The 21,673-nt window shown below is 69.7% G+C and carries 19 protein-coding genes and 1 pseudogene; 6 read left to right on the forward strand and 14 right to left on the reverse strand.

Features of this window, described 5'->3' with window-relative positions; genetic code table 11:
* Position 1: 1 nt before the first annotated feature.
* The 3 genes from ACYVKA_RS02760 to sppA are packed head-to-tail and all read right to left on the reverse strand — an operon-like array spanning position 2 to position 4,481.
* Entirely contained in the window at positions 2 to 1,549 is a 1,548-nt protein-coding gene (locus ACYVKA_RS02760) for a Re/Si-specific NAD(P)(+) transhydrogenase subunit alpha (RefSeq protein WP_460702771.1), read from the reverse strand.
* 33 nt (positions 1,550 to 1,582) lie between these two features.
* Entirely contained in the window at positions 1,583 to 2,725 is a 1,143-nt protein-coding gene (locus ACYVKA_RS02765) for an aminotransferase class I/II-fold pyridoxal phosphate-dependent enzyme (RefSeq protein ID WP_460702773.1), read from the reverse strand.
* The gene (gene sppA, locus ACYVKA_RS02770; protein ID WP_460702775.1) at positions 2,718 to 4,481 is read right to left on the reverse strand and encodes a signal peptide peptidase SppA; all 1,764 of its coding nucleotides are present in this window, start codon (positions 4,479 to 4,481) and stop codon (positions 2,718 to 2,720) included. The genes ACYVKA_RS02765 and sppA overlap by 8 nt, the downstream gene beginning before the upstream one ends.
* Before the next feature lie 53 nt (positions 4,482 to 4,534).
* On the opposite strand from sppA, the gene ACYVKA_RS02775 reads away from it, so the two are divergent.
* The 3 genes from ACYVKA_RS02775 (at position 4,535) to ACYVKA_RS02785 (ending at position 7,620) form a co-directional block, all read left to right on the forward strand.
* Positions 4,535 to 5,665: a CapA family protein gene (locus ACYVKA_RS02775; protein WP_460702777.1), complete on the forward strand. Its 1,131-nt coding sequence runs from the start codon at positions 4,535 to 4,537 to the stop codon at positions 5,663 to 5,665.
* Positions 5,666 to 5,745: 80 nt separating this feature from the next.
* A complete protein-coding gene (locus ACYVKA_RS02780) occupies positions 5,746 to 6,585 on the forward strand; it encodes a pseudouridine synthase (RefSeq protein ID WP_394276380.1) in 840 nt (279 codons plus the stop codon).
* Between the two features lie 186 nt (positions 6,586 to 6,771).
* A complete protein-coding gene (locus ACYVKA_RS02785; protein WP_460702779.1) occupies positions 6,772 to 7,620 on the forward strand; it encodes an endonuclease domain-containing protein in 849 nt (282 codons plus the stop codon).
* A 96-nt stretch (positions 7,621 to 7,716) separates the two neighbouring features.
* Here the strand turns inward: ACYVKA_RS02785 and ACYVKA_RS02790 are convergent.
* From ACYVKA_RS02790 to rarD, 3 genes and pseudogenes are all read right to left on the reverse strand, one after another.
* Positions 7,717 to 9,048: pseudogene (locus ACYVKA_RS02790) on the reverse strand (MFS transporter).
* The gene (locus ACYVKA_RS02795) at positions 9,041 to 9,466 is read right to left on the reverse strand and encodes a MarR family winged helix-turn-helix transcriptional regulator (protein ID WP_460702781.1); all 426 of its coding nucleotides are present in this window, start codon (positions 9,464 to 9,466) and stop codon (positions 9,041 to 9,043) included. Before ACYVKA_RS02795 ends, ACYVKA_RS02790 begins: the two are co-directional and overlap by 8 nt.
* 44 nt (positions 9,467 to 9,510) lie before the next feature.
* Positions 9,511 to 10,428 carry an EamA family transporter RarD gene (gene rarD / locus ACYVKA_RS02800; protein ID WP_460702783.1) on the reverse strand — a complete coding sequence of 306 codons (918 nt, stop codon included), beginning with the start codon at positions 10,426 to 10,428 and terminating at the stop codon, positions 9,511 to 9,513.
* Between the two features lie 72 nt (positions 10,429 to 10,500).
* On the opposite strand from rarD, the gene ACYVKA_RS02805 reads away from it, so the two are divergent.
* Positions 10,501 to 11,169 (forward strand): HAD family hydrolase, encoded by a 669-nt coding sequence (locus ACYVKA_RS02805; protein WP_394276375.1) that lies wholly within the window; start codon positions 10,501 to 10,503, stop codon positions 11,167 to 11,169.
* A gap of 6 nt (positions 11,170 to 11,175) precedes the next feature.
* Here ACYVKA_RS02805 and ACYVKA_RS02810 read toward each other — a convergent pair whose 3' ends face one another.
* The 7 genes from ACYVKA_RS02810 to ACYVKA_RS02840 form a co-directional block, all read right to left on the reverse strand.
* On the reverse strand, positions 11,176 to 11,865 hold the full coding sequence (locus ACYVKA_RS02810; RefSeq protein ID WP_394276376.1) for a transaldolase family protein: 690 nt from the start codon (positions 11,863 to 11,865) through the stop codon (positions 11,176 to 11,178).
* Between the two features lie 21 nt (positions 11,866 to 11,886).
* Complete coding sequence (locus ACYVKA_RS02815; RefSeq protein ID WP_460702785.1) at positions 11,887 to 12,993, reverse strand: SDR family NAD(P)-dependent oxidoreductase; 1,107 nt, start codon at positions 12,991 to 12,993, stop codon at positions 11,887 to 11,889.
* A 101-nt stretch (positions 12,994 to 13,094) separates the two neighbouring features.
* Positions 13,095 to 13,460 carry a PTS glucitol/sorbitol transporter subunit IIA gene (locus ACYVKA_RS02820; protein WP_394276378.1) on the reverse strand — a complete coding sequence of 122 codons (366 nt, stop codon included), beginning with the start codon at positions 13,458 to 13,460 and terminating at the stop codon, positions 13,095 to 13,097.
* Positions 13,461 to 13,487: 27 nt separating this feature from the next.
* Entirely contained in the window at positions 13,488 to 14,555 is a 1,068-nt protein-coding gene (gene srlE / locus ACYVKA_RS02825) for a PTS glucitol/sorbitol transporter subunit IIB (protein ID WP_460702787.1), read from the reverse strand.
* Complete coding sequence (srlA, locus tag ACYVKA_RS02830) at positions 14,555 to 15,103, reverse strand: PTS glucitol/sorbitol transporter subunit IIC (RefSeq protein ID WP_460702789.1); 549 nt, start codon at positions 15,101 to 15,103, stop codon at positions 14,555 to 14,557. The genes srlE and srlA overlap by 1 nt, the downstream gene beginning before the upstream one ends.
* Before the next feature lie 49 nt (positions 15,104 to 15,152).
* The gene (locus tag ACYVKA_RS02835) at positions 15,153 to 15,599 is read right to left on the reverse strand and encodes a transcriptional regulator GutM (RefSeq protein ID WP_460702791.1); all 447 of its coding nucleotides are present in this window, start codon (positions 15,597 to 15,599) and stop codon (positions 15,153 to 15,155) included.
* 5 nt (positions 15,600 to 15,604) lie between these two features.
* The gene (locus ACYVKA_RS02840; protein ID WP_460702792.1) at positions 15,605 to 17,509 is read right to left on the reverse strand and encodes a BglG family transcription antiterminator; all 1,905 of its coding nucleotides are present in this window, start codon (positions 17,507 to 17,509) and stop codon (positions 15,605 to 15,607) included.
* A gap of 171 nt (positions 17,510 to 17,680) precedes the next feature.
* Here ACYVKA_RS02840 and ACYVKA_RS02845 point away from each other — a divergent pair, with 171 nt between their 5' ends.
* On the forward strand, positions 17,681 to 17,938 hold the full coding sequence (locus ACYVKA_RS02845; RefSeq protein WP_460702794.1) for an HPr family phosphocarrier protein: 258 nt from the start codon (positions 17,681 to 17,683) through the stop codon (positions 17,936 to 17,938).
* Positions 17,939 to 18,096: 158 nt separating this feature from the next.
* Positions 18,097 to 19,452 (forward strand): sn-glycerol-1-phosphate dehydrogenase, encoded by a 1,356-nt coding sequence (locus tag ACYVKA_RS02850; protein WP_460702796.1) that lies wholly within the window; start codon positions 18,097 to 18,099, stop codon positions 19,450 to 19,452.
* 86 nt (positions 19,453 to 19,538) lie between these two features.
* Here ACYVKA_RS02850 and tkt read toward each other — a convergent pair whose 3' ends face one another.
* The gene (gene tkt / locus ACYVKA_RS02855; RefSeq protein WP_460702798.1) at positions 19,539 to 21,605 is read right to left on the reverse strand and encodes a transketolase; all 2,067 of its coding nucleotides are present in this window, start codon (positions 21,603 to 21,605) and stop codon (positions 19,539 to 19,541) included.
* Between the last annotated feature and the right edge of the window lie 68 nt (positions 21,606 to 21,673).

Here is a 21,673-nt window from a genome sequence, read left to right on the forward strand (position 1 = left end):
CTCAGGCATCCTTCCGGAACATCTGCAGCATGCGGTGGGTGACGGTGAAGCCGCCGAAGATGTTGATGCTGGCGATCAGCACGGCGATGAAGCTCAGAATCTTCACCGCCCAGGTGTCGCTGCCCAGCTGGGTGATGGCGCCCACCACGATGATGCCGCTGACCGCATTGGTCACGCTCATCAGCGGCGTGTGCAGGGCGTGGGTGACATTCCAGACCACGTAGTAGCCGACCACCACGGCCAGCGCGAAGATGCCGAAGAGTTCCACGAAGCCCGCAGGAGCGAAGGACAGCAGCGCGATCAGCACCACCGAGGCCAGACCGACGCTCACCACCGGCTGCCACCACGGCTTCGGAGGTTTCGGGGCGGCGACCGCGACGGGGGCCTCGGCCTTCGCCTCGGGTGCTGGGGCGGGTGCCGCGGAGACCTGGATCGGCGGCGGCGGGAAGGTGACCTCGCCGTTGAGGACCGTCGTCATGGTGCGCACGACCTCGTCGTCGAAGTCGATCACCATCTGCCCGTCCTTGCCGGGCGTCATCAGCTTCAGCGCATTGACCAGGTTCTGGCCGTAGAGCTGGCTGGACTGGCCGGGCAGGCGGCTGGCCAGGTCGGTGTAGCCGATGATCGTGACCCCGTTGTCGGTCACATAGGACTCGCCGGGGCGGGTCAGTTCGCAGTTGCCGCCGCCCAGCGCGGCCAGGTCGACGATGACCGAGCCGTCCTTCATGGTGGCCACCATCTCGGCGGTGATCAGCTTGGGCGAGGGACGGCCGGGGATGGCGGCGGTGGTGATGATGATGTCGCAGTCCTTGCACTGCTCGGCATAGAGCTCGGCGGCGCGGGCGTTGTAGTCGTCGCCCACCTCCTTCGCATAGCCGTCGGTGCTCACCTCCTGCGAGGCGCCGCGCACGTGCAGGAAGGTGGCACCCATGCTCTCCACCTGCTCGGCCGTCTCGGGCCGCACGTCGGTGGCCCGAACGATGGCCCCCATCGAGTTGGCGGCGCCGATCGCAGCCAGGCCGGCCACACCGGTGCCGCAGACCAGCGCCTTCGCGGGAGGCACCTTGCCGGCGGCCGTCACCTGGCCGGTGAAGAAGCGGCCGAAGGCGTGCGAGGCCTCGACGACCGCGCGGTAGCCGGAGATGTTGGCCATCGAGCTCAGCGCGTCCAGGCTCTGCGCGCGGCTGGTGCGCGGCACCATGTCCATGCTCATCGCCGTGATGCCCTGGCGGGCCAGGCGCTCGGTCAGCTCGGGATTCTGGCGCGGGGCCAGGAAGGTGATCAGGACGGCCCCGGGGCGCATCATCGACAGCTGGGACTCGTCCGGCTCGTTCACGCCCAGGACGATGTCGCTGGTCCACACCGCCGACGCGTCGTCCACCGCTGCCCCGGCGGCGGCGAAGGCCTCGTCGGTGGCACTGGAGGCACTGCCCGCCCCGTGCTCGACCACGACGTCGTAGCCCAGGTCACGCAGCGCGGTGACGGTCTTCGGAGTGGCAGCCGCGCGGTTCTCCCCGGGCCGGGACTCTCGTGGGACACCAATTCGCATGGCCCGAATCTAACGGTCGGCTCCGTACGAACCTCAGGCGGGGTACTGGAAACCTGTCAGTCGCCGTGCGGCTTCGGCGATCACTGACTCGTCCTTGCACTGCGCGAAGCGGATCCAGGAGCGGCCCGTGGCCGCCGTGGGATGGCAGAAGGCGCTGTACGGGATGCCCACCACCCCCGGGTCGACGGCCATCGCGCGCACTGCCGCTGCCGCGTCGTCGATGCCCAGCGGCGCAGCGTCGGCGAGCGTGAAGTAGCCGGCATCGGGGCTCATCACGCCGAAGCCTGCCGCGCGCAGCGAGTCACCCAGCAGCTCACGACGATCCCGGAGCCGCTCGCGGGCGGCCTCGAAGAAGCCGTCACCGAGTCCCAGACCGACGGCCACCGCATGCTGGAAGGGGGTTCCGGTGGCGAAGGTGAGCCACTGCTTCACGCCCAGCACCCGATCCACCAGCTCCCCGGGGCCGCTGACCCAGCCCACCTTCCAGCCGGTGACGTTGAAGGTCTTGCCCGCCGAACTGATCGTCAGGGTCCGCTCGAAGCCACCCGGCAGGCTGGCGACGGGGATGTGCGGGGCGTGGAAGCACAGGTGCTCGTAGACCTCGTCGGTGACGATCGTCGCCCCCACCCCGGCCGCGGCCGCGATGACCGCCTCCAGCTCCGAGCGGCTGAACTGGTGCCCACTGGGATTGTTCGGATTGTTGAGCACCACCACGCGGGTGCGGGGCGTCACCGCCGCCGCCAGGGCGTCGAGATCCAGCGCGAAGCGGTCACCGTCGCGCACCAGCGGCACCGTGACGTGCCGGGCACCGACCAGCGCCAGCACCGCGGCATAGGCGTCATAGAAGGGCTCGACGGTGACCACCTCGTCGCCCGGGCCGGCCAGCGCCATCAGGCTCGCGGCCAGCGCCTCGGTGTCCCCGGTGGTCACCAGCACCTGCCGCTCGGGGTCGAGCGCGATGCCCCGGAAGCGCTGCTGGTGCCGGACGATCGCCTCCCGCAGCACCGGCACACCACGGCCCGGCGGGTACTGGTTGAGGCCCTCGGCGATCGCCGCCGTCGCCGCCTCCAGCACCTCGGCGGGGGCATCGTCGTCGGGGAAGCCCTGGCCCAGGTTCACCGCGCCGGTCTGCAGCGCCAGGGCGCTCATCTCGGCGAAGATCGAGACCTCAGCCATGCGTCCATCCGGCCAGGCGAGGCATCTCCAACGCACCGCGCGGGGCGGCCAGTCCCAGCCGCTGGGCCAGCTGGGTGAGCATCAGCTCCGGCGTCCACGAGTCCGCCACTCCGACGGTCATGGCGCCCGCGGCCGTCGGCTGCTCGCTCGACTCGGCCGGACGGAAACGCTCCAGCATGCCCAGGGCGGGCAGGTACTTCAGCTGCACCTTGTCGCGCGTGAGCCCCGCCTTGTCACAGGCCCGCTCGACGGCCACCTCCATGCCGCCCAGGTGGTCCACCAGGCCACGGGACTGGGCATCACGACCGGTCCACACCCGCCCCCGCGCCAGCGGCTCCAGCTCCTCGTGGGCCATGCCCCGGTCGGCGGCGGCCTTGTGGGTGAAGTCGGCATAGATACGGTCCAGCCACCAGTTCAGCCGGTCCCACTGCTCGGGGCTGAAGTGGCTGTCGCTGGCCAGCATGTCGGCATTCGCGCCGCTGGTCACCGCCTCGTGCACCAGTCCGAGCTTGTCGTACAGCCCGGTGGTGACCATCTTTCCGGCCAGCACCCCGATCGATCCGGTCAGCGTCGCCGGGAGCGCCACGACCTCGTCGGCGGCCATCGCGACGAAGTAGCCGCCCGAGGCAGCGTAGGTGCCCATCTGGGCGATCACCGGCCGGCCCGACTCGCGCACCTGGTGCACGGCGCGCCAGATCTGGTCGGAGGCCACCGCAGATCCACCGGGCGAGTCGACCTGCAGCACGACGGCCTTCACCTTCTCGTCACGGGCCGCCGCACGCAGCTGCTCACAGACCACGTCGGCGCCCGACTCGGGATCGCCCATCCCGCCGGGACGGCCGCGTCCCGTCACGATCCCGCCGCGCACCGACACCACGGCGATCGCGGGCTGACGTCGCTCGACGACCTCCTTGACCGCCTGCCCGGCCGGGTTGCCGGGATGCCAGCGGTGCACATAACGCAAGCTGTCCGCGTCGAGCTCGCGCCCCTCGGGCGCCCAGGAGTCGAAGACGTGGGCCAGCGCCTCGTCGCGGTAGCCGACCGAGTCCACCAGGCCCAGGTCCTTGGCGTGCTCGGGCGTCAGCGGGGAGTCGTTGACGGCATCCCAGACCACCTGCTGGTCGAGGCCGCGACGCTCCGCGACCCGCTCGACGAAGTCGCCCACCAGGGAATTGGCCAGCTCCTGGGTCATCTCACGATTGGCGGGGGTGACCTCGTCGGCAGCCAACCGGTCGGCCGCCGTCTTGTACTCGTGCCGCTGGCCCATCTGGGGCTCGACGCCCACCTTGGCCAGCATCCCCTTGGCCAGGGTGATGCCCAGGTGCACGCCGCCGATGGCAACCTGCCCCGACGGCTGCACCCAGACCTCGCGGCAGGAGCAGGCCAACAGGTAACTGGCCAGGTCATGGGCCATCTCACCCAGGGTCGGGGCGAAGGCGAGGGTGGGCTTGTGCTCGCCGAAACGGGCGACGGACTCGGCCAGCTCCTGGGCCTGCGCCAGAGTCAGGGGTGCGGTCCCGGCGTGCAGGACCAGGCCGGCAACGTGCTCGTCGCGGGCCGCCTCGCGCAGCTTCTCCCGCAGGGCGCGCAGCGTGGGGGCATTCATGGCCCGCACCGCGGCCAGCGGATTGGCCGGCTGCGCGGTGACCAGGCCGCGACCCAGGTCGATCTCCAGCACCACCATCGGGGACTGGGCACGGCCTGCCAGAGGGGTGTGGGCGAGGACACGGCTGATCATCGTCGAGGAGAGGTCCATGGACACCAATCTTGGCACGCGGCGCAAGGCATCCGGTTCGCTATCGTCGACCCATGCCCCTGCCCCAGCGATCCCTGCTCGTCGCCGCCACCGCGCTGTGCTGCGTCGTGGGCGCCTGCGGCGGGCAGCCAGCCACCCCCGCTGCCCCACCCGTCGTGCAGGAGGCAGCTGAGAGGGCGAAGAGCTCGAGTGCATCGGCGAGCACCGCCGCCAGCCCCACGCCCCCCGCCACCCCCGCGTCGCCGGCCACGGCCTCGCGGGTCTCGGACAGCGACCTGCTGCTCGCCTTCGCCGGCGACGCCAATGCCTTCAAGGCCGCCGGCGACTCCACTCGCCTGGGGCTCGGCGACGCGGGCCGCCTGCTGGCTGCCGCTGACTGGTCCATGGTCAACCTCGAGACGGCCCTGGCCGACGACGAGTCCGGGCTGTCCAAGCAGCCGAAGCTCTACACCTTCCTCACCGGCCGGGCCTTCCCCGAGATGCTGCAGCGCGAGGGCGTCGACGTCGTCAGCCTCGCCAACAACCACGCCATGGACTACGGCGTCGAGGGAATGGAACGCACCTTGGCGATCCGTGACGCGTCCACGCTGCCGATGGTTGGTGTCGGCAGGACCCGGCAGGAGGCCTTCAGTCCGTGGAGGGGCGCGGTGCGCGGACGGCCCGTCGTCGCCCTGGCCGGCAATGACATCCTCGAGTCGAACATGGACTGGCGCCCCCGTGACGGCCGGCCCGGGGTGGCGATGGTCAAGACCGAGGAGGGCTTCGACGCGCTGGTGGAGGCGGTCCGTGCAGCCAGGGAGGACGATCCCGAGGCCGTGGTGGTGGTCTTCATGCACTGGGGCATCGACTACCAGGTGTGCACCACCCGTCTCCAGGAGTCGATGGCCGAACGGCTCGCCTCGGCCGGCGCAACCATCGTCGTCGGCACCCACGCCCATCGGGTGCAGCGGGCCGAGACGATCGGCTCCACCCTGGTGGCCTACGGTCTGGGCAACTTCAACTTCTACTCCGATCGGGTCTCCACTCGCGAGACCGGCGTCCTCACGGTGCGGGTGCCCACCTCCGGTACCCCGAGCGCCGAGTGGGCGCCGGGCCGGATCGTCGGCGGCCGACCCGAGATGCTCATCGGCGCCGAGGCGGCCGAGGCTCGCACGCGCTGGACCACCCTGCCGGGCGGCTGCTGATGCCCCGCTCCCCGCTGCCCTTGCGCAATGGCCTCAACTCCGCCTGGGTGGGCACCCCTCGCGAGCACTCCTGGGCGACCATGCGCGACTTCCTGGTGTGGAAGATCCCGCAGCTGTCCCCCGAGCGGATCGATGAGATGTTCGCGGAACAACGCTTCGTGGACGAGAAGGGCGTCCCGGTGCCGATCGACGCCCCCTATGCCCACCACCGCTTCATCTTCTTCCACCGTGACCTGCCCGATGAGGCCCCGCCGCCCGGTGAGCTGCAGGTGATCCACCAGGACGACCGGCTGGTGGTGCTGGACAAGCCGCACTTCACCGCCACCATCCCGCGCGGGCGCCACATCATCCACTCGGCCACGGTGCAGGGTCGCAACCTGCTGGGACTGCCGGAGCTCTCCCCCGCCCACCGGCTCGACCGGCTCACCGCCGGGGTGCTGCTGTGCACCACGCACCGGGAGTACCGCCGCCCCTACCAGATGCTCTTCGACCAGCGCCTGCCCTCCAAGACCTATGAGGCCGTGGGGCGCTTCCGCGAGGACCTGGACTTTCCGCTGGACCTGTCGAGCCACATGCTCAAGCGACGCGGCTCGATCATCGCCGAGGAAGTGGCCGGGGCCGAGCCCAATGCCCACACCCTGATCGAGCTGATCGACCACCGCGAACACCCCCAGCACGGGCCGATCGCCCGCTACCGGGTGAGTCCGCGTACCGGCAAGACGCACCAGATCCGGCTGCACATGAGCTCGGCGGGGATCCCGATCATCAACGACCCGCTCTACCCCGAGCTGCTCGACCAGTCCCTGGAGGACTTCTCCCGCCCCCTGCAGCTGCTGGCCCGCGAACTGCGCTTCACCGACCCGATCGACGGCACCGAACGGGTCTTCACAAGCTCTCGACAGCTCGAGGCCTGGGCCTGAGGGGCAGTGCAGCCGCAATTGGGCCGCGCGCAGCAGCAAATGCAGCACATACGGCGGCGAAGGACATGTGAACGTGTCGTGCGCCGCCCGTGCTGCACTCTCGGCGGCCAACGGCTCCTGAGTGACTGTCCACAGATTTCCCAGTGCCCCTGCCCATAGCGGGAGCGAGCGTCCAATCATCGCTGCATGCGACTACGTGACCAAGAGCTCAAGGAACAGTTGGGGGTGGTGAGCCGCACGGCCCTGCTTCGGTGGGGCAATGCCGAGCACACCATCCGACGAGAACTCTCCCGGGGAGGCCTGCTCTGGCTGCGGCCCGGCCGGTACGCCCTGCCCGGGGCCGACCCTCATGCCCAGACCGCCGTGCGGGAAGGGGGCAGCCTCAGTTGTGTGTCCGTGCTGAGACGACACGGGGTCTGGACCCTCGACCCCCGCGAGCACCTGCGGCCCGGACCGCGCGCCCATCCCCGTCCGGGCGCCGGATGGAAGACCTGCCCGAGGTTGCGGTCCGAGGGGACGCCCCGTCAGGCGGTGGACGACCTCGACACCGCCCTGCGCTGCGCCGCACGGTGCCTGGACGACGAGGAACTCCTGGTGGTGTTGGACTCGGTGCGCAACCTCGGGCTGCAGAGCCTGACCGAGCTGGAGACACTGCTGGCCAGCCAGCCGCGCCGGGTTCAAAGGGTGCTCGCGCGCAGTGACCTGGCCGAGTCCGGCACCGAGACGCTGGTCCGCAGCCGGCTGCGAGCTCGTAGGGTGCCGGTGCGAAGCCAAGTGGTCATCCGCGGGGTTGGGCGGGTCGACCTGCTGGTCGGTCGCTGCCTGGTGATCGAGGTGGACAGCATCCAGCACCACACGAGCCTGCGGGCCTACGAAGCCGACCGGGAGCGCGATCGTCACCTGCGGGCGCTGGGCTACACCCCGATTCGGCTCACCTACCGCCAGGTGGTGCAGGACTGGCCCGCCGTGGAGGCGGACATCCTCGCGATGGTGGCCCGAAGGCTCCACCGGCGGGGCCTGCCGGCGGCTGCATGAGACCGCGATTGCAGCACATACGGCGGCGAAGGACAGGTGAACGTGTCGTGCGCCGCCGGTGCTGCAATCCCGGCGCACCGGCGGTCAGTGAACGGCTCAGTGGACCCCGCCCTCGGCAGAGCTCGTGGCGGCGCGGACCTCGTCGGTGGTCCACACGTCGAAGCGCCAGCGCCTGCCACGGCCCCACCCCCTGCGCAACCGGACCCGGACGCCGCGGTGAACCATGAACCAGACGGTGACGCCCACGAAGGTCAGCCCGGTGGCCAAAGAGCCGGCCCAGATGGTCCAGCGTGGGCCGAAGACGTCACCGATCCAGCCGACCAGCGGGGCACCCAAGGGGGTCCCGCCCATGAAGATGGCCATGTACAGCGCCATCACCCGGCCGCGGACCTCGGGGTGGCTGGCCAGCTGCACCGAGGCATTCGCGCAGGTCATCATCGTCAGCGCGCACAGCCCGGTGGGCACCAGCAGCAGGGCGAAGGCGGTGTAGCTGGGTGCCGCGCCGAGCAGGGCGGTGCACACAGCGAAGCCACCCAGCGAGGCGAGCAGGATCCGCACCCGGGGGCGCTCCCGGCGGGCGGCGACCAGGGCCGCGGCCAAGGTGCCGATGGCCATGATGGAGCCGAGCAGGCCATACTCCCCCGCGCCCTTGCCGAAGACCTTGGTGGCCATCAGGGCATTGGTGATCTGGAAGTTCATGCCGAAGGTTCCCAGCACGAAGACCATCAGCATCACCACCATGATGTCTGGGCGCCGCCAGACATAGCGCAGCCCCTCGCGCACTGCCCCCTTGCCGTTCTTGCGCAGCGGCGCGGGGGTGAGCAGTTAGGGCTTCATCAGCGCCAGAGAGAGCAACACCGCCCCGAAACTGGCAGCGTTCAGCGCCATTGCGGGGGCCACTCCCCAGGCGGCGATCATCAGTCCGGCCAGGCCGGGGCCGAGCAGGCGGGCGCTGTTGAAGGAGGCGGAATTGAGCCCCACCGCATTGGAGACCAGGTTCAGCGGCACCATCTCGCTGACGAAGGCCTGGCGGGTCGGGTTGTCGAAGGCGGTGACGACACCGGTGAGGAAGGCGAGCACGAAGACGTGCCACAGCTCGACCGAACCGGTGACGACCAGCAGGAACATGGCCAGGGCATTGAACCCGAGCAGGGCCTGGCTGACCATGAGGATGCGTCGCTTGGGGAAGCGGTCGGCGATGGACCCCGCGTACGGCGCCAGGAAGGGGATGGGCAGGAACTGCAGCCCCGTCACCAGGCCGAGTGCGGAGCTGGAGTGGTCGGTGAGGATGGTGAGCACCAGCCAGTCCTGGGCGACGCGGTACATCCAGGTGCCGACATTGCTGACGATCGCGCCGGTGAAGAAGATCCGGTAGTTGGGTACTGCGAGGCTGGCGAAGGTGCTGCGTCGGGCAGTGGCCTCACTCATGGGCGGCCACCTCCAGGAGCAGGTCGGCGGCGCGGCGCAGCAGGGCGAGGTCGTCGGCGTCGAGGCCTTGGAGGTGCTGCATCATCCAGCTGTCGCGCTCGGCGAGGGTCTCGGTGACGACGCGCTGCCCGGCGGGGGTGATGGAGACCAGCACCTGGCGACGGTCGTCGGGGTGGGGCTCGCGGCTGACAAGACCGGCGTCGACGAGTCCGTTGACGGTGCGGGTCATCGACGGGGTGCTGACGCGCTCGCGCTCGGCGAGGGCGGTGGGCGTCAGGGGGGTCTTGGACACGCGGACCAGGACGCTGAACTGGTGCGGTGCCACCTGCTGCGTGCCCTCGAAGCGGACGCGGCGGGCGATCCGCTGGCAGGCCAGGCGCAGGTCGTTGGCAAGGTCGGGAAGAAGTGGTTCTGTCATCAACAATTAGCCTAGCTCGTTAGCTGGGCTAATCAAATGCTCCCTCAGGCGCCGGCCGGGGAGCGTCGCGCCGTCAGCACCGCACCCGTCAGATAGGCCAGACAGCCCACCCAGACCAGCACCATCCCGATCCAGTAGCCGACGCCCACGCGCTGGCCGAAGACGAACAGGCCCAGCAGCAGCTGGATGGTCGGCGAGCAGTACTGGATGATCCCCAGCGTGCTCAGCGGGATGCCGGGCGCGGCCACCGCGAAGAGCCACAGCGGCACCGCCGTCAGCACCCCGGCCACCACCAACAGCAGCGAGATCCGCGGGTTGACGCCCAGCTGCCCCTCGCCGCGCACCGCGAGCCAGACCAGCCAGCCCAGGGCCAGCGGGGTCAGCACCGCTGACTCCACTGCCAGCCCCTGCAAGGCACCCAGCCTGGCGCGCTTCTTCATCGCCCCGTAGAGACCGAAGCTGAAGGCCAGCAGGAGAGAGACCCACAGGGTGCGCCAGTTGCCCGAGGCGATCACCACCACGCCGATCCCGGCGAGCAGGCAGCCCACCTGGCCGTAGCGCCCCATCCGCTCCCCGAAGAGCAGCATGCCCAGGGCGATGCTGACCAGCGGGTTGATGAAGTAGCCGAGCGAGGCCTCGACGACGTGGTTGGAGTTCACCGCCCAGATGTAGGTGCACCAGTTGATGCCGATCAGCACCGAGGCCGCCAGCATCCAGGGCCACACATCTGGCCGCAGCGCCGTGCGGACCCATCCCCAGCCCTTGCGCTGCAGCACCAGGACCGCCAGCACGAAGAGCAGGCTGAAGATGATGCGTCCCGAGAGGATCTCGAGGGCCCCGGCGGGCTTGAGCAGCGGCCAGAAGAGCGGGAAGGCGCCCCAGATGAGGTAGCAGCCGAGGCCGGCGAGCACCGAGCTGCCGTCGTGGGTGGGACCTGCTGCCTGTGCTGGTGTCTGCGTCATCAATCTCCTTCGTCGCGGCCATCCTCGCACCACCGGGTCTGCGGCACCCCGCGACGATGGGAGGATGGACCCATGTCTTCCACGAGCCCCTTCGCCGCCGTCGTCTTCGACCTGGACGGCACCCTGACCGACACCGAGCACGTCTGGGAACAGGTGCGCCGCCGGCTGGCCGCCGAGGACGGCGTCGACTACCCCGAGGATGCCACCCCGGCGATGATGGGGATGTCGACGGCCGAGTGGAGCGCCTACATGGCCGAGACGGTGGGGCTCAAGGGCACCGCCGAGAACGCCGCCCGTCGCGTCATCCAGGGCATGGTCGACCACTACGGAGAGGGCGTCACCATCCTGCCCGGCGCCCGCAAGGCCGTCGCCCGGATGGCGGCGCTGGGGCCGGTGGGGATCGCCTCATCTTCTCCGCTGGTGCTGATCGAGAAGGCCATCGAGGTGCTGGGTATCACAGACCTGGTCAGCGCCCACGTCTCCACCGAACAGGTGGAGCGCGGCAAGCCCGCCCCCGACGGCTACCTGCGCTGCGCCGAACTGCTGGGCGCAGACCCCACCGAGTGCGTTGCGGTGGAGGATTCCACCAATGGCGCCGTCTCGGCACTCGACGCGGGCATGGCGACGATCGTCGTGCCGCCGGCCTTCCACCCGCCGTCGGCAGACGTGCTGGCGCGCTGCACCGTCATCGACAGCCTGGACGGGCTGACTGTCGAGCTGTTGGAGCGGATGGCGGGCTGACCCGCTTCAGCCCAGGATCGCGGCCATGTCGTCCTCGAAGACCCCGATGGCATCGGTGGTGAGCTGGTCGGCGAAGACGTCGGCGATCACGGCCGGCGGAAGGGTGAAGACCCGCACGCCGGCGCGCACCAGCTCCACCACCTGCTCCGCGCTCTTGACCGAGGCCGCCATCACCAGGGGGCCGGAGCCGTCCTGCGGCACGGCCTCGGTCATGGTGCGGATGTGCTCCAGCGCATCGCGCCCGGCCACCTGCATCCGGTTGAAGTAGGGCGCCAGGTAGCGCACCCCCAGGGCGGAGGCGACGACCATCTGCTGCGCCGAGTAGACGGCGGTCATCAGCACGGGGACCTGCTGGGCGTGCAGGCGGGTGATGACCGCGGCGCCGATGGGGCTGACCGGCACCTTGATCGTCGCGCCGGGGGCGAGCTCGCGCAACCGCATGGCAGAGGCGTACTGCTCCTCGACGGTCGATCCCCACAGCTGGAAGCAGACCTCGCGCTGGCCCTCCCCCGTCGCCCCCTCCCCCTCCGCCCAATGGGCGATCTCGGGGAGGTCCGCCAGGCCCAGACCGGCACGTCGCAGCAGGGTCGGGTTGGTGGTCACGCCGCTGGCCACGCCGGTGCGCAGCCAGGGTTCCGCCTCGGCACGGACTGCCGAGTCGACGAGGATGCGGATCGGGATCGGGTTGGCATTCATGGTTCTCCTGCTCCCTGCGGCTCAGCGCAGCATCGTCTGGCCACCCGTGACGGGGATGGCCTGTCCGGTCTCATACTGCTGTTCGACGCAATAGGTGATCGCGCGGACCACGTCCTGGGGCTGGCATCCCCTGCCCAGTGGCACCTGGGCCTCGTAGTGGGCGCGGACGTCGTCGACGCTCCGGGCGCCGGGGACCTTCCCGGCCTCGAGGTACTGGCGCAGCAGGCCCTTGTCGGGATCGGTCCACAGGGGTCCGTCGAGGAAGTTTCCGGGGCACACGGCGTTGACCTTGATGCCCTGGGAGGCCAGCTCCAGTGCGAAGGACTGCACCAGGCCGATCCCGCCGAACTTGCTGCCGGCATAGGCCGAGTTGCGGCTGGACCCGTTCAGGCCCGACTTGGAGTTCACCTCGACGATGTCGAACAGGTACTGCGGCGCAGCCCGGTGCTGCAATGCCATCACGGGCGCGACGGCGCGGGCTCCGAGGAAGAAGCCGTGGTAGTTGACGCGGGTCACCAGGTCGAAGTCCTCCGGGCTGAGCTGGGCCAGTGACCCGGCGCGCACGATCCCGGCATTGGCGACGAACAGGTCGATGCCTCCGAAGTGGCGCACCACCTCGGCGATGGCCTGCCCGGTGGAGTCGGGGTCGCTGACGTCGATGGCGACGGCCAGCGTCCGCACGTCGGGGTGCTGCTGGGCGATGTCCTCGGCGGCCCGGCGGGCCCCGGCGTGGTTCACGTCGGCCAGCACGACCTGGGCTCCGTGCGTCGCGAGCCCTTCGGCTATGCCGCGGCCGAAGCCCTGGGCGGCGCCGGTGACCATGGCCACCCGGCCCGCCAGGCGCCCCGTGCCGCTGGTGGGTTCGACCACGAGGTGGCCCTCGCGCAGCGCAATGCTGCCCGGCACGCGGCGCCCGGTCCGGTGACCTGCCAGGTCGGCCCGCAATCCTTCAAGGTCATGGCTGTCGAGCAGCTCGGGTGATGGCCGCCAGGCGTCGCCTGCTGCAGTCGTCGGCACCCACCTGAGCCTCGGCAGGCCGGCGTCGTCGGCCAGCAGTCCCCTGAGCAGGGGTGCCACGGTCCAGTCGGCCTGTTTCACCTGGCCGATCGGGTCTGATTCGTGGTCCACGGTCTTCTCCTTCCTGCTCACCCACGGAGGGTGAGAAGGGACCGCTCCGGTGGGAGTGGCTCCACCGGAGCAGTCCGGTTCGTGCATTCAGTACGCGGTGGTCACTGCTCGATGCCGAGCACCGAACCGACGGCCACCTCGGGGCTGCCGTCCTCGCAGAGGATGTGGATGGCGCCCGAGAGGCTGGCCTCGGAACCACCGTCGACATTGACCGTCAGGTGGCCGAGGCCGTTGAGGTTCTTCTGCGCGGCCTCCCCGACGGCGGTGATCGGGAAGCGCTTGCCGTCGACGGTGAAGTACTGCCCGACGGCCAGGTCGGCGCTGGTCTGCTCCATGTCGATGATGAAGCAGTAGTCCTTGAGCGCCTCGGGGGCGCCCTCGCCGAAGGTGACGAACAGGCCGTCGGAGATGAAGGCGGCTGCCTGCGCTCCGGCCTCGCGGACGGTGGTGCGGTAGATCTCGGTCATGTCAGGCTCCAGTGATTGGTGCGTGCGTCAGGAATAGAGGCCGATGCTGGCCAGCCAGGCGATACCCACACGGGGCACGCCATTGAGGAATCGGGAGTAGAGGACGGCCGGGACGCCGACCTCGACGGTCTCCGGCTCGGCCTCGGCAAGCCCCAGGCCCACAGGGATGAAGTCGCAGGCATTCTGCGTGTTGATCGCGAACAGGGCGGGCAGCGCCAAGTGGGGGGCGACGTTGCCCTTGCCGATCTCGACACCGATCAGGGTACCGATGATCTGGCCGATCACGGCTCCCGGACCGAGCAGCGGCGACAGGAAGGGGATCGAGCAGATGAAGCCAAGCAGCATCAGGCCCCAGCCGGAACCGGCCAGCGGCGTCAGGAAGCTGGTGAACCACTTGCCGAAGCCCGAGGCGTTGATGATACCGATCAACATCGAGATGAAGGCCATGAAGGGCAGGATCGTGTTGATCATGGTCTGGATGGCATCGCGGCCAGCCTGGTAGAAGATGGCGACGACCTTGCCGGCACCCAGGCCGATCTTCATCATCAGGCCCTGCTTCTTCTGCTCGGCCAAGGTCTCGGAGACCTTCTTGTCGGCAGTGAAGCGGGGGGCGCCGTCGGGACGTGCGGCGCCCGGCTCGGCCCCGGCGGAGGCCGTCGCAGCGTCGAGAACCGCATCCTCACCGGTGGTGGCCGACGTGGCCGCGGCGGTCTCGGCCCCGTCGGCCAGGCGCACCTGTGCGGGACCGACGGCGGACACGTAGATGCCCTCGTGGATGAACTGTGCCAGCGGGCCGGTCTTTCCGGTGTTGATGATGTTGATGGTGGGGATGTTCTTCTTCGGGTAGATGCCGCAGCGCAGCGTCCCACCGCAGTCGATGACCACCATGGCGATCTGGTCGTCGGGCACCGAGGTCTGGAAGCCGTTGACGGCCTCCGCGCCGGTCAGCTCGACGAGGGTGTCGACGACGGCTGGCTTGGAGCCACCACCGACGATGTAGACGATCTTGTTCTTCTCGGGGGTCGGGGTGATGGTCAACGGGCCACCATAGCCGCCCTGCCCCTTCTCGACCACGACTGTCCTGTACTGGCTCATCACGAGACCTTCACTTCGGAGCTGAGGGTGACGCCCTGCTGCTTGGCGACCCAGGGGGTGATGAAGTCGGTGACCCAGCCACCGAGGAAGTTGAGCACCATGCCGACGACCAGGTAGCGGATGGCCAGCTCGGCGCTGTTGAGGCCGAGCTGCTCGATGCCCTTGGCGATGCCGAGCCAGATGAACAGCTCACCGGCATTGATGTGCGGGAAGATGCCACTCGAGGTGTGGCAGAACTGGGCGCCACTGGCGTAGTAGCTGGGCTTGTACTTCTCGGGCAGGAAGCGTCCGAGGGTGAAGCCCATCGGGTTGGCCAGCATGAAGAAGCCCAGGAAGGGCAGCACGAGGTAGCGGCTGACGGGGTTGCCGGAGGCCTTGCGGGCGAGGTTGTTGATCCTGTCCTCGCCGATCATCTGGATCAGCGAGTTCATGGCGATGAGCAACATCAGGACGAGCGGCACGATGCCGGTCATCCAGCTGATGAAGGTCTCACCACCGGCCCTGAAGAGCCCGATGAACCATGTGGCTGCATCGGTGAAGATGTCCATGATCTTTCCTTTCGGTCGTGCTGTGTGGTGCTTCTGGGTGGTGGGGCGCTCAGGCCAGGGCCTGCTGGCGACGGCTGAAGCGGCTGGCGATCTTGGTGATCGGTCCCGGGGGCTCGGGCGGGATGCGTCCCTCGGAGACGAGCAGGAAGTTGTCGCGGGCATTGCTGACGGCGGCGCGCACGCTCTTGTTGAGTCCCTGCTGGCTGTGGGCGTCGACCTCTGCCATCGGCAGGCCGTCGAAGGCGTCGAAGTTCTTGAAGCGGGCGAAGACCGTGACCCCGCTCAGTCGCAGCCCTTCCACCACCCGGTCGTGCTCGTCGAGCAGGAACATGACGATGGCACCGTTGGCGATGAGGTTCTTCTGCTTGCCGATGGCGACGCGACCCTTGCGCCGCATCACGGCATAGGCCTTGGAGTAGTTGGTCGCCTGTTTGAGGGCGAGGTAGGTCTGGACGACGTAGACGACGCCGAAGGCGATGATGACTGGCCAGAACACGTGGATCAGCTCCCCTGGTTGAGTTCGCGCATGTCCTCGAGCAGTCCGAGGAGTTCGGGATAGGTGGTGATGGTCTGCAGCCGGTCCATCAGCCGGGAGTCGGTGCCGAGCCGGATCAGCTCCTCGTAGGTGCGGATCAGGATCCGGTCGTCATAGCCGGCCTTGTCGGGCACACCCATCAGGAAGACCGCCCGCAGGCCGTCGTCGCCACCCGGCTCGACGATGCCGAGGGCACAGGTGACGGCGCTGAGCCCCTCGGAGCTGGCGTGCGGGAAGCCCAGGCCACCACCGATGATGATCGGCTCCTGCTCCTCGACGCGCTGGCACAGGGCGTCCAGGAAGCCATCGTCGACCATGCCCAATGCTGCAAGGCGGCCGGCGAGGCGGGCCACGGCCTGGTCATGGGTGGTTCCGGCGGGCAGCTGCACCAGGCGGTCCTCGTCCAGCAGGTAGAGCAGCATCGAGCCGTCCGGGTCGTCCATCGGCAATGGGCCGAAGTCGTGGAAACGCATCCGGGAGAGCTTGTTGAGCAGCTCGCGGCGGTCGAAGAACTCGGTGAGCTCGATCACCGGCACGGTGACGTCAAGGCGGCTGCCGGGGCTGGCCACCACCAGGTCGACACCGGCCGCGTCCACCTCCTCGGCACTGGTGAGCGGCACGTACTCGGTGGGCAGGGCCAGGGCCTTGGTGAGCTGGGCCTGCAGCAGGCTCGCCGCGGCGGGCCCGCGGCGGGACAGGATCCCCACCCGGAAGGGGCGACGACGCCGCGAGGCCTGGTCGTCGAGGAAGACCTGGAAGTAGGTGGCAGCCAGGGACAGTTCCGTGTCGTCCATGGACAGCCCGGTGCGGTCCTGCACGACGACGGCGGTCACCTCCGCCATCCGGTGGGCCAGCGGGAAGCGTTCCCGCAGCTCGGGAAGGTCAGGCCCTTCCTCGACGCCCAGCCCGAAGCGCAGCCGGTTGAGCATGAACTGCAGGTGGGTGCCGAACTCGCCCAGCAGCTCGTGGGGCTGCAGGTCCACCTCGAGCTGCTCGCGGATCTGGTCGAAGACCTCGGCGACGAGCTCCTGGATGCCCGGTTCGAGCCGGTCCATCGTCGTGCGGGAGCTGGACATTGCCGGCCGGCGTCCCGAGACGGGAAGCGCCAGGTAGAGCACCTCGGCCTCGTCCAGCTCTTGGCCCGTGGTCCGGGCCAGCCCCTCGGCCAGGTCGCTGGCGAATCGGTGGGCGGGGGTGTCGGCAATGGTCTCGTGGCCGGTGGCCGGGCTGGTCAGTTCATGCCCCAGGCCGCGGCGGCGCTCCTGCACCACCAGCCAGCGCTCCACCTCGTCGCGCATCGCGCGGCCGTGGCCGTGGGCCCGGCAGGTCTGGTCGAGCAGTGCCGCCGTGGCCGAGCCGGCCTCGAGCTGCTGGTGGTCGGCGGAGGTGGCGTGGCGCAGCACGGCGAGCCGGATCCCCAGCTCGTCGCCGGCAAGGTTCAGCCCCACATGGGGCCTGCCCTCGATCCGGACCCCGAGCGGCCCCACCAGGCGACGCAGCGTGGCGAGGTCGGCGGTGACGGTGGTGCGGCCGACGTGCATCTGGTGCGCGAGGGACTCGATGCGCACCGGCAGCGGGGAGCCGGCCAGCTCGGCGAGGATGTGGGCACAGCGGTGCGCCGGGTCGTTGTAGGAGTCGCGCACCCCGAGGATGTCCGCCCGCCGGGCCCGGTAGGCGGCCTGGTCGACGACCCTCAGGCGGTAGCGTCCACCAATCAGCCGCACCTGCGCCGATCCGCCCAGGCTCGCGTTGAGCCCCGAGACCTCGGTGGCGACGGTGCGCAGCCCCACACCCAGTGCACGCGCCAGCGACTCGGGAGCGGCCGACAGGCTGGTCTCGAGCTGGTGCAGGATCTGCGCTGGACGCTGCATCTCTCCCCTTCGTTGGTGGAATGCCGCCACGCTAGTGCCGAAGGAGCTTCGGCGTCCCGGCCGAATCAGCCGGACGATTGCGCCCCGGTCCGCAAGTCTCCGACCGCTGCGGCACGACACGCGGGCATGGGATGATCTCGCCAACGCTGTCACATCGACTGAGGGGGTCCCATGCAGGCACGGGAGGTGGACGTGGCCCTGCCGCGCGGGGTCCATGCGCGGGTGGCTGCCCAGTTGACCGCGCTCGCGGGCAACTTCGCCAGTTCGGTCTTCCTGCGCGCCGGCCGCTCGGTGAGCCTGGCCGACAGCATGGCGGTGCTGGGCCTGGGCATCGCGCACGGTGATCGCGTCATGCTGCTGGCCGACGGCCGCGACGAGGCCGCCGCGCTCGAGGCCGTCGCCGCGATGCTCGAGTCCATCGAGGACTGAACCGCACACCCGTCCTGCCCCGGCAAGCAACCGCTGATCCGCAGGAGTCACTGCAAAGCGTCGGCCCACACTCCCCCTCTGTCCGCTTCCGGCCCTCCTACTGTGGAGGGTGAGCATCGGCGCCAGCGAGGACGCCGGGACCCCAGGGAGGATCGAGCATGGACGACATTCTTGCCACGGCCGTACGGGACGCAGACCAGACCGAGGCGGTGGTGGTGGCCCGCGGCGCGATCGGCGACTGCGGGCCCCTGATGCACGAGGCGGGTGCGGGTGCCCCGCTGCTGCTGGTCGCCGACGAGAACACCTGGGCCGCCGCCGGCCCGCAGACCGCCACGGCAGCCCGTGGTGCGGGGCTGGAGCTGGCCGAGCCGATGGTCTTCCCCGCCTCCCCCACCCTGTACGCCTCGCTGGACAATGCCGCCGCCATCCGGGAGGCGATCACGGCGGCCGATGCTGCGATGGGCCGCGAGGTGCTGCCGGTGGCCGTCGGGGCCGGAACGCTCAACGACCTGGTGAAGATGGCCGCCCACGAGCTGGGCCGTCGCTACGTGGTGGTGGGCACCGCCGCCAGCATGGACGGCTACACCGGCGCCGGGGCGCCGATCAGCAATGACGGGGTGAAGGTCACCATGAACTGCACCGCCCCCCAGGCGGTGGTCTTCGACCTGGACGTCACCGCCCAGGCCCCGGCCTGGATGGTGGCCTCGGGCTACGGCGACCTGGCCGCCAAGATCCCCGGCGGCGCCGACTGGATCCTGGCCGACGCCGTGGGCATCGAGCCCATCGACGAGCACGTCTGGAAGCTGGTGCAGACCGGCGTGCGCGAGGCCCTGGCCCATCCACGCGAGCTGGCCGCGGGACAGCCGGAGGCCTTCTCCGGCCTGGTCGACGGCCTGGTCCTGTCGGGGCTGGCGATGCAGGTCTACGGCGGCACCCGTCCCGCCTCCGGCGCAGAGCACTACTTCAGCCACATCTGGGAGCTGGACCACCTGGGCGCCGACCAGGACCCGCCGCTCTCGCACGGCGCCAAGGTGGCCGTCGGCACGCTGGCGATGCTCGCCTTCTACGAGCGCTTCCTGGCCCGCGACGTCGCCGCCCTCGACGTGGAGGCGGCCCTGGCCGCGTGGCGCCCCTGGGACGAGGTGGAGGCCGACATCCGCAGCACCTTCACCGGTGCCCTGGCCGACCATGCCGTCGCCGAGACCCGCGCCAAGTACGTCGATGCCGACGGGCTGCGGGTGCGCCTGGGACTGTTGAAGGAGTCCTGGCCCCAGACCCGGGAGCGGCTGGAGGAGCAGCTGGTGCCGGCCGCAGACTTCCAGCAGCAGCTGGCCCTGGCCGGAGCCCCGAGCCGCCCGCAGGACATCGGGCTCGACGTGGCGGGCCTCAAGGCCACCTTCCCGAAGGCGATGTACTACCGCTCCCGCTACACGGTGCTCGACGTCGCCCGTGAGGCTGGCTGGTACGACCAGCTCGTCGACGAGGTCTTCGCGCCCGGGGGCATCTTCGCCTGAGGCCGCATGGCATCCGAGCCGGAACGGCACGAGGACCGCACCCCGGTGGGTGCGGTCCTCGTGCGTGTGGCGCCAGTGCGACTGGGTCAGCCGATGACCTTCTTGGCGGTCTCGACGACGTTGTCGACGGTGAAGCCGAGCTTCTCGAATATCACAGTGCCGCTGGCCGACGCGCCGAAGCTCTCGATGGAGATGGAGGCGCCGTCGAAGCCGACGTACTTGCTCCAGCCCTGGGCGATGCCCGCCTCGATGGAGATCCGCTTGGTGACGTTCTTGGGCAGCACGGACTCCTTGTAGGCCTCGTCCTGCTCGTCGAACCACTCCTGGCTGGGCATGGAAACCACGCGGGTGGGGATGCCCTGCTCCTCGAGCTGTGCCTGGGCGTCCACCGCGAGGGAGACCTCGGAGCCGGTGGCGATCAGGATCAGGTTCGGCTCGGCGGAGGCGTCCTTGAGCACGTAGGCGCCCTTGAGCACGCCCTCGGCCGAGGCGAAGCCGGAACCCTCGGAGCGGTCCACGATCGGCAGGTCCTGGCGGCTCAGCACCAGTCCGGTCGGGTTGTCGGTGTGCTCCAGAGCTCCGCGCCAGGCGTAGCTGGTCTCGTTGGCGTCGGCGGGACGCACGATGGACAGGTTCGGGATGGCGCGGTAGGCGGCCAGGTGCTCGATCGGCTGGTGAGTGGGGCCGTCCTCGCCGACGCCCACCGAGTCGTGGGTCCACACGAAGATCGACGGCAGGCCCATCAGCGCGGCGAGCCGCACCGGGGGACGCATGTAGTCCGCGAAGACGAAGAAGGTGGCGCCGTAGGGACGAGTCAGGCCGCTCAGCGTGATGCCGTTGACGATGCCGCCCATGGCATGCTCGCGGATGCCGAAGTGCAGGGTGCGGCCGTACTCATTGCCCTGGAACTGCTCGCTGGCGCGCTCGGCGGGCAGGAAGGAGGGCTCGCCCTTCATGGTGGTGTTGTTGGAGCCGGCCAGGTCGGCCGAGCCGCCCCATAGCTCGGGCAGCTGGCTGGCCAGTGCGTTGAGCACCTCACCGGAGGCGGCGCGGGTGGCCTTCTTGCCGGGCTCGAAGACGGGCAGCTCCAGCTCGGGCAGGGTGCGGTCGGTGACGCGGGCCAGCAGCTCGGCCTTGTCGGGATTGGCCTTCTTCCAAGCCTCGAACTTCTCGTCCCACTCGGCGCGCAGCTGCTTGCCGCGCTCGGCGGCATTCTTCTGCGCGTGCTCGACGGCCTCGGTGTCGACGGCGAAGGGCTCGTCGTCGAAGCCGAGCTCCTGCTTCAGCGCCGAGATCTCCTCGGCGCCGATCTTGGAGCCGTGCACCGAGTGGTCGCCCTGCTTGTTGGGCAGCGGCCAGCCGATGACGGTGGTCACCTTGATGAAGGAGGGCTTGTCGGTGACCTGCTTGGCGGCCTCGATGGCCTGGTACAGCTCCTCGACCTTCTCCTCGTACTTCGTGCCGCCGTTGGTGAAGTCGACGTGCTGGGTGTGCCAGCCGTAGGCCTCATAGCGCGCCTGCACGTCCTCGCTGAAGGCGATCTTGGTGTCGCCCTCGATGGAGATGCGGTTGTCGTCGTAGAAGAGCACCAGGTTGCCCAGGTTCTGGGTGGCAGCCAGGGAGGAGGCCTCGCTGGCCACACCCTCCTGCATGCAGCCGTCACCGGCGATGCAGTAGATGGTGCGGTCGAAGGGGCTCTGGCCGGCGGGGGCCTCGGGGTCGAACAGGCCACGCTCCTTGCGGGCGGCCATCGCCATGCCGACGGCCATCGAGACGCCGGCGCCGAGCGGGCCGGTGGTGCCCTCGATGAACTTGGTGTGGTGGTACTCGGGGTGTCCGGGGGTTTTGGAACCCCAGGTGCGCAGCTCCTTGAGGTCCTGCAGCTGCAGGTCGCAGCCGGCCAGGTAGAGCTGGGTGTACTGGGTCAGCGAGGCGTGGCCGGCGCTCATCAGGAAGCGGTCGCGGCCGAGCCACAGATGGTCGCTGGGGTCGGTCTTCATGACCTTCTGGTAGAGCAGGTAGGCCAGCGGGGCCAGGGAGATCGCGGTGCCGGGGTGACCGTTGCCGACCTTCTCCACGGCATCGGCGGCAAGGATGCGCGCGGTGTCGACTGCGCGCTTGTCCTGGTCGGTCCAGTTCAGGGTGGTGTTCACGTGATCCCTCTCGTAGCGTCTGGGTTCTGGGAAGCCCGTCACCCTCGATGGTATGGCCTGGGCCAATG

It is taken from the genome of Luteococcus sediminum (assembly GCF_054783495.1).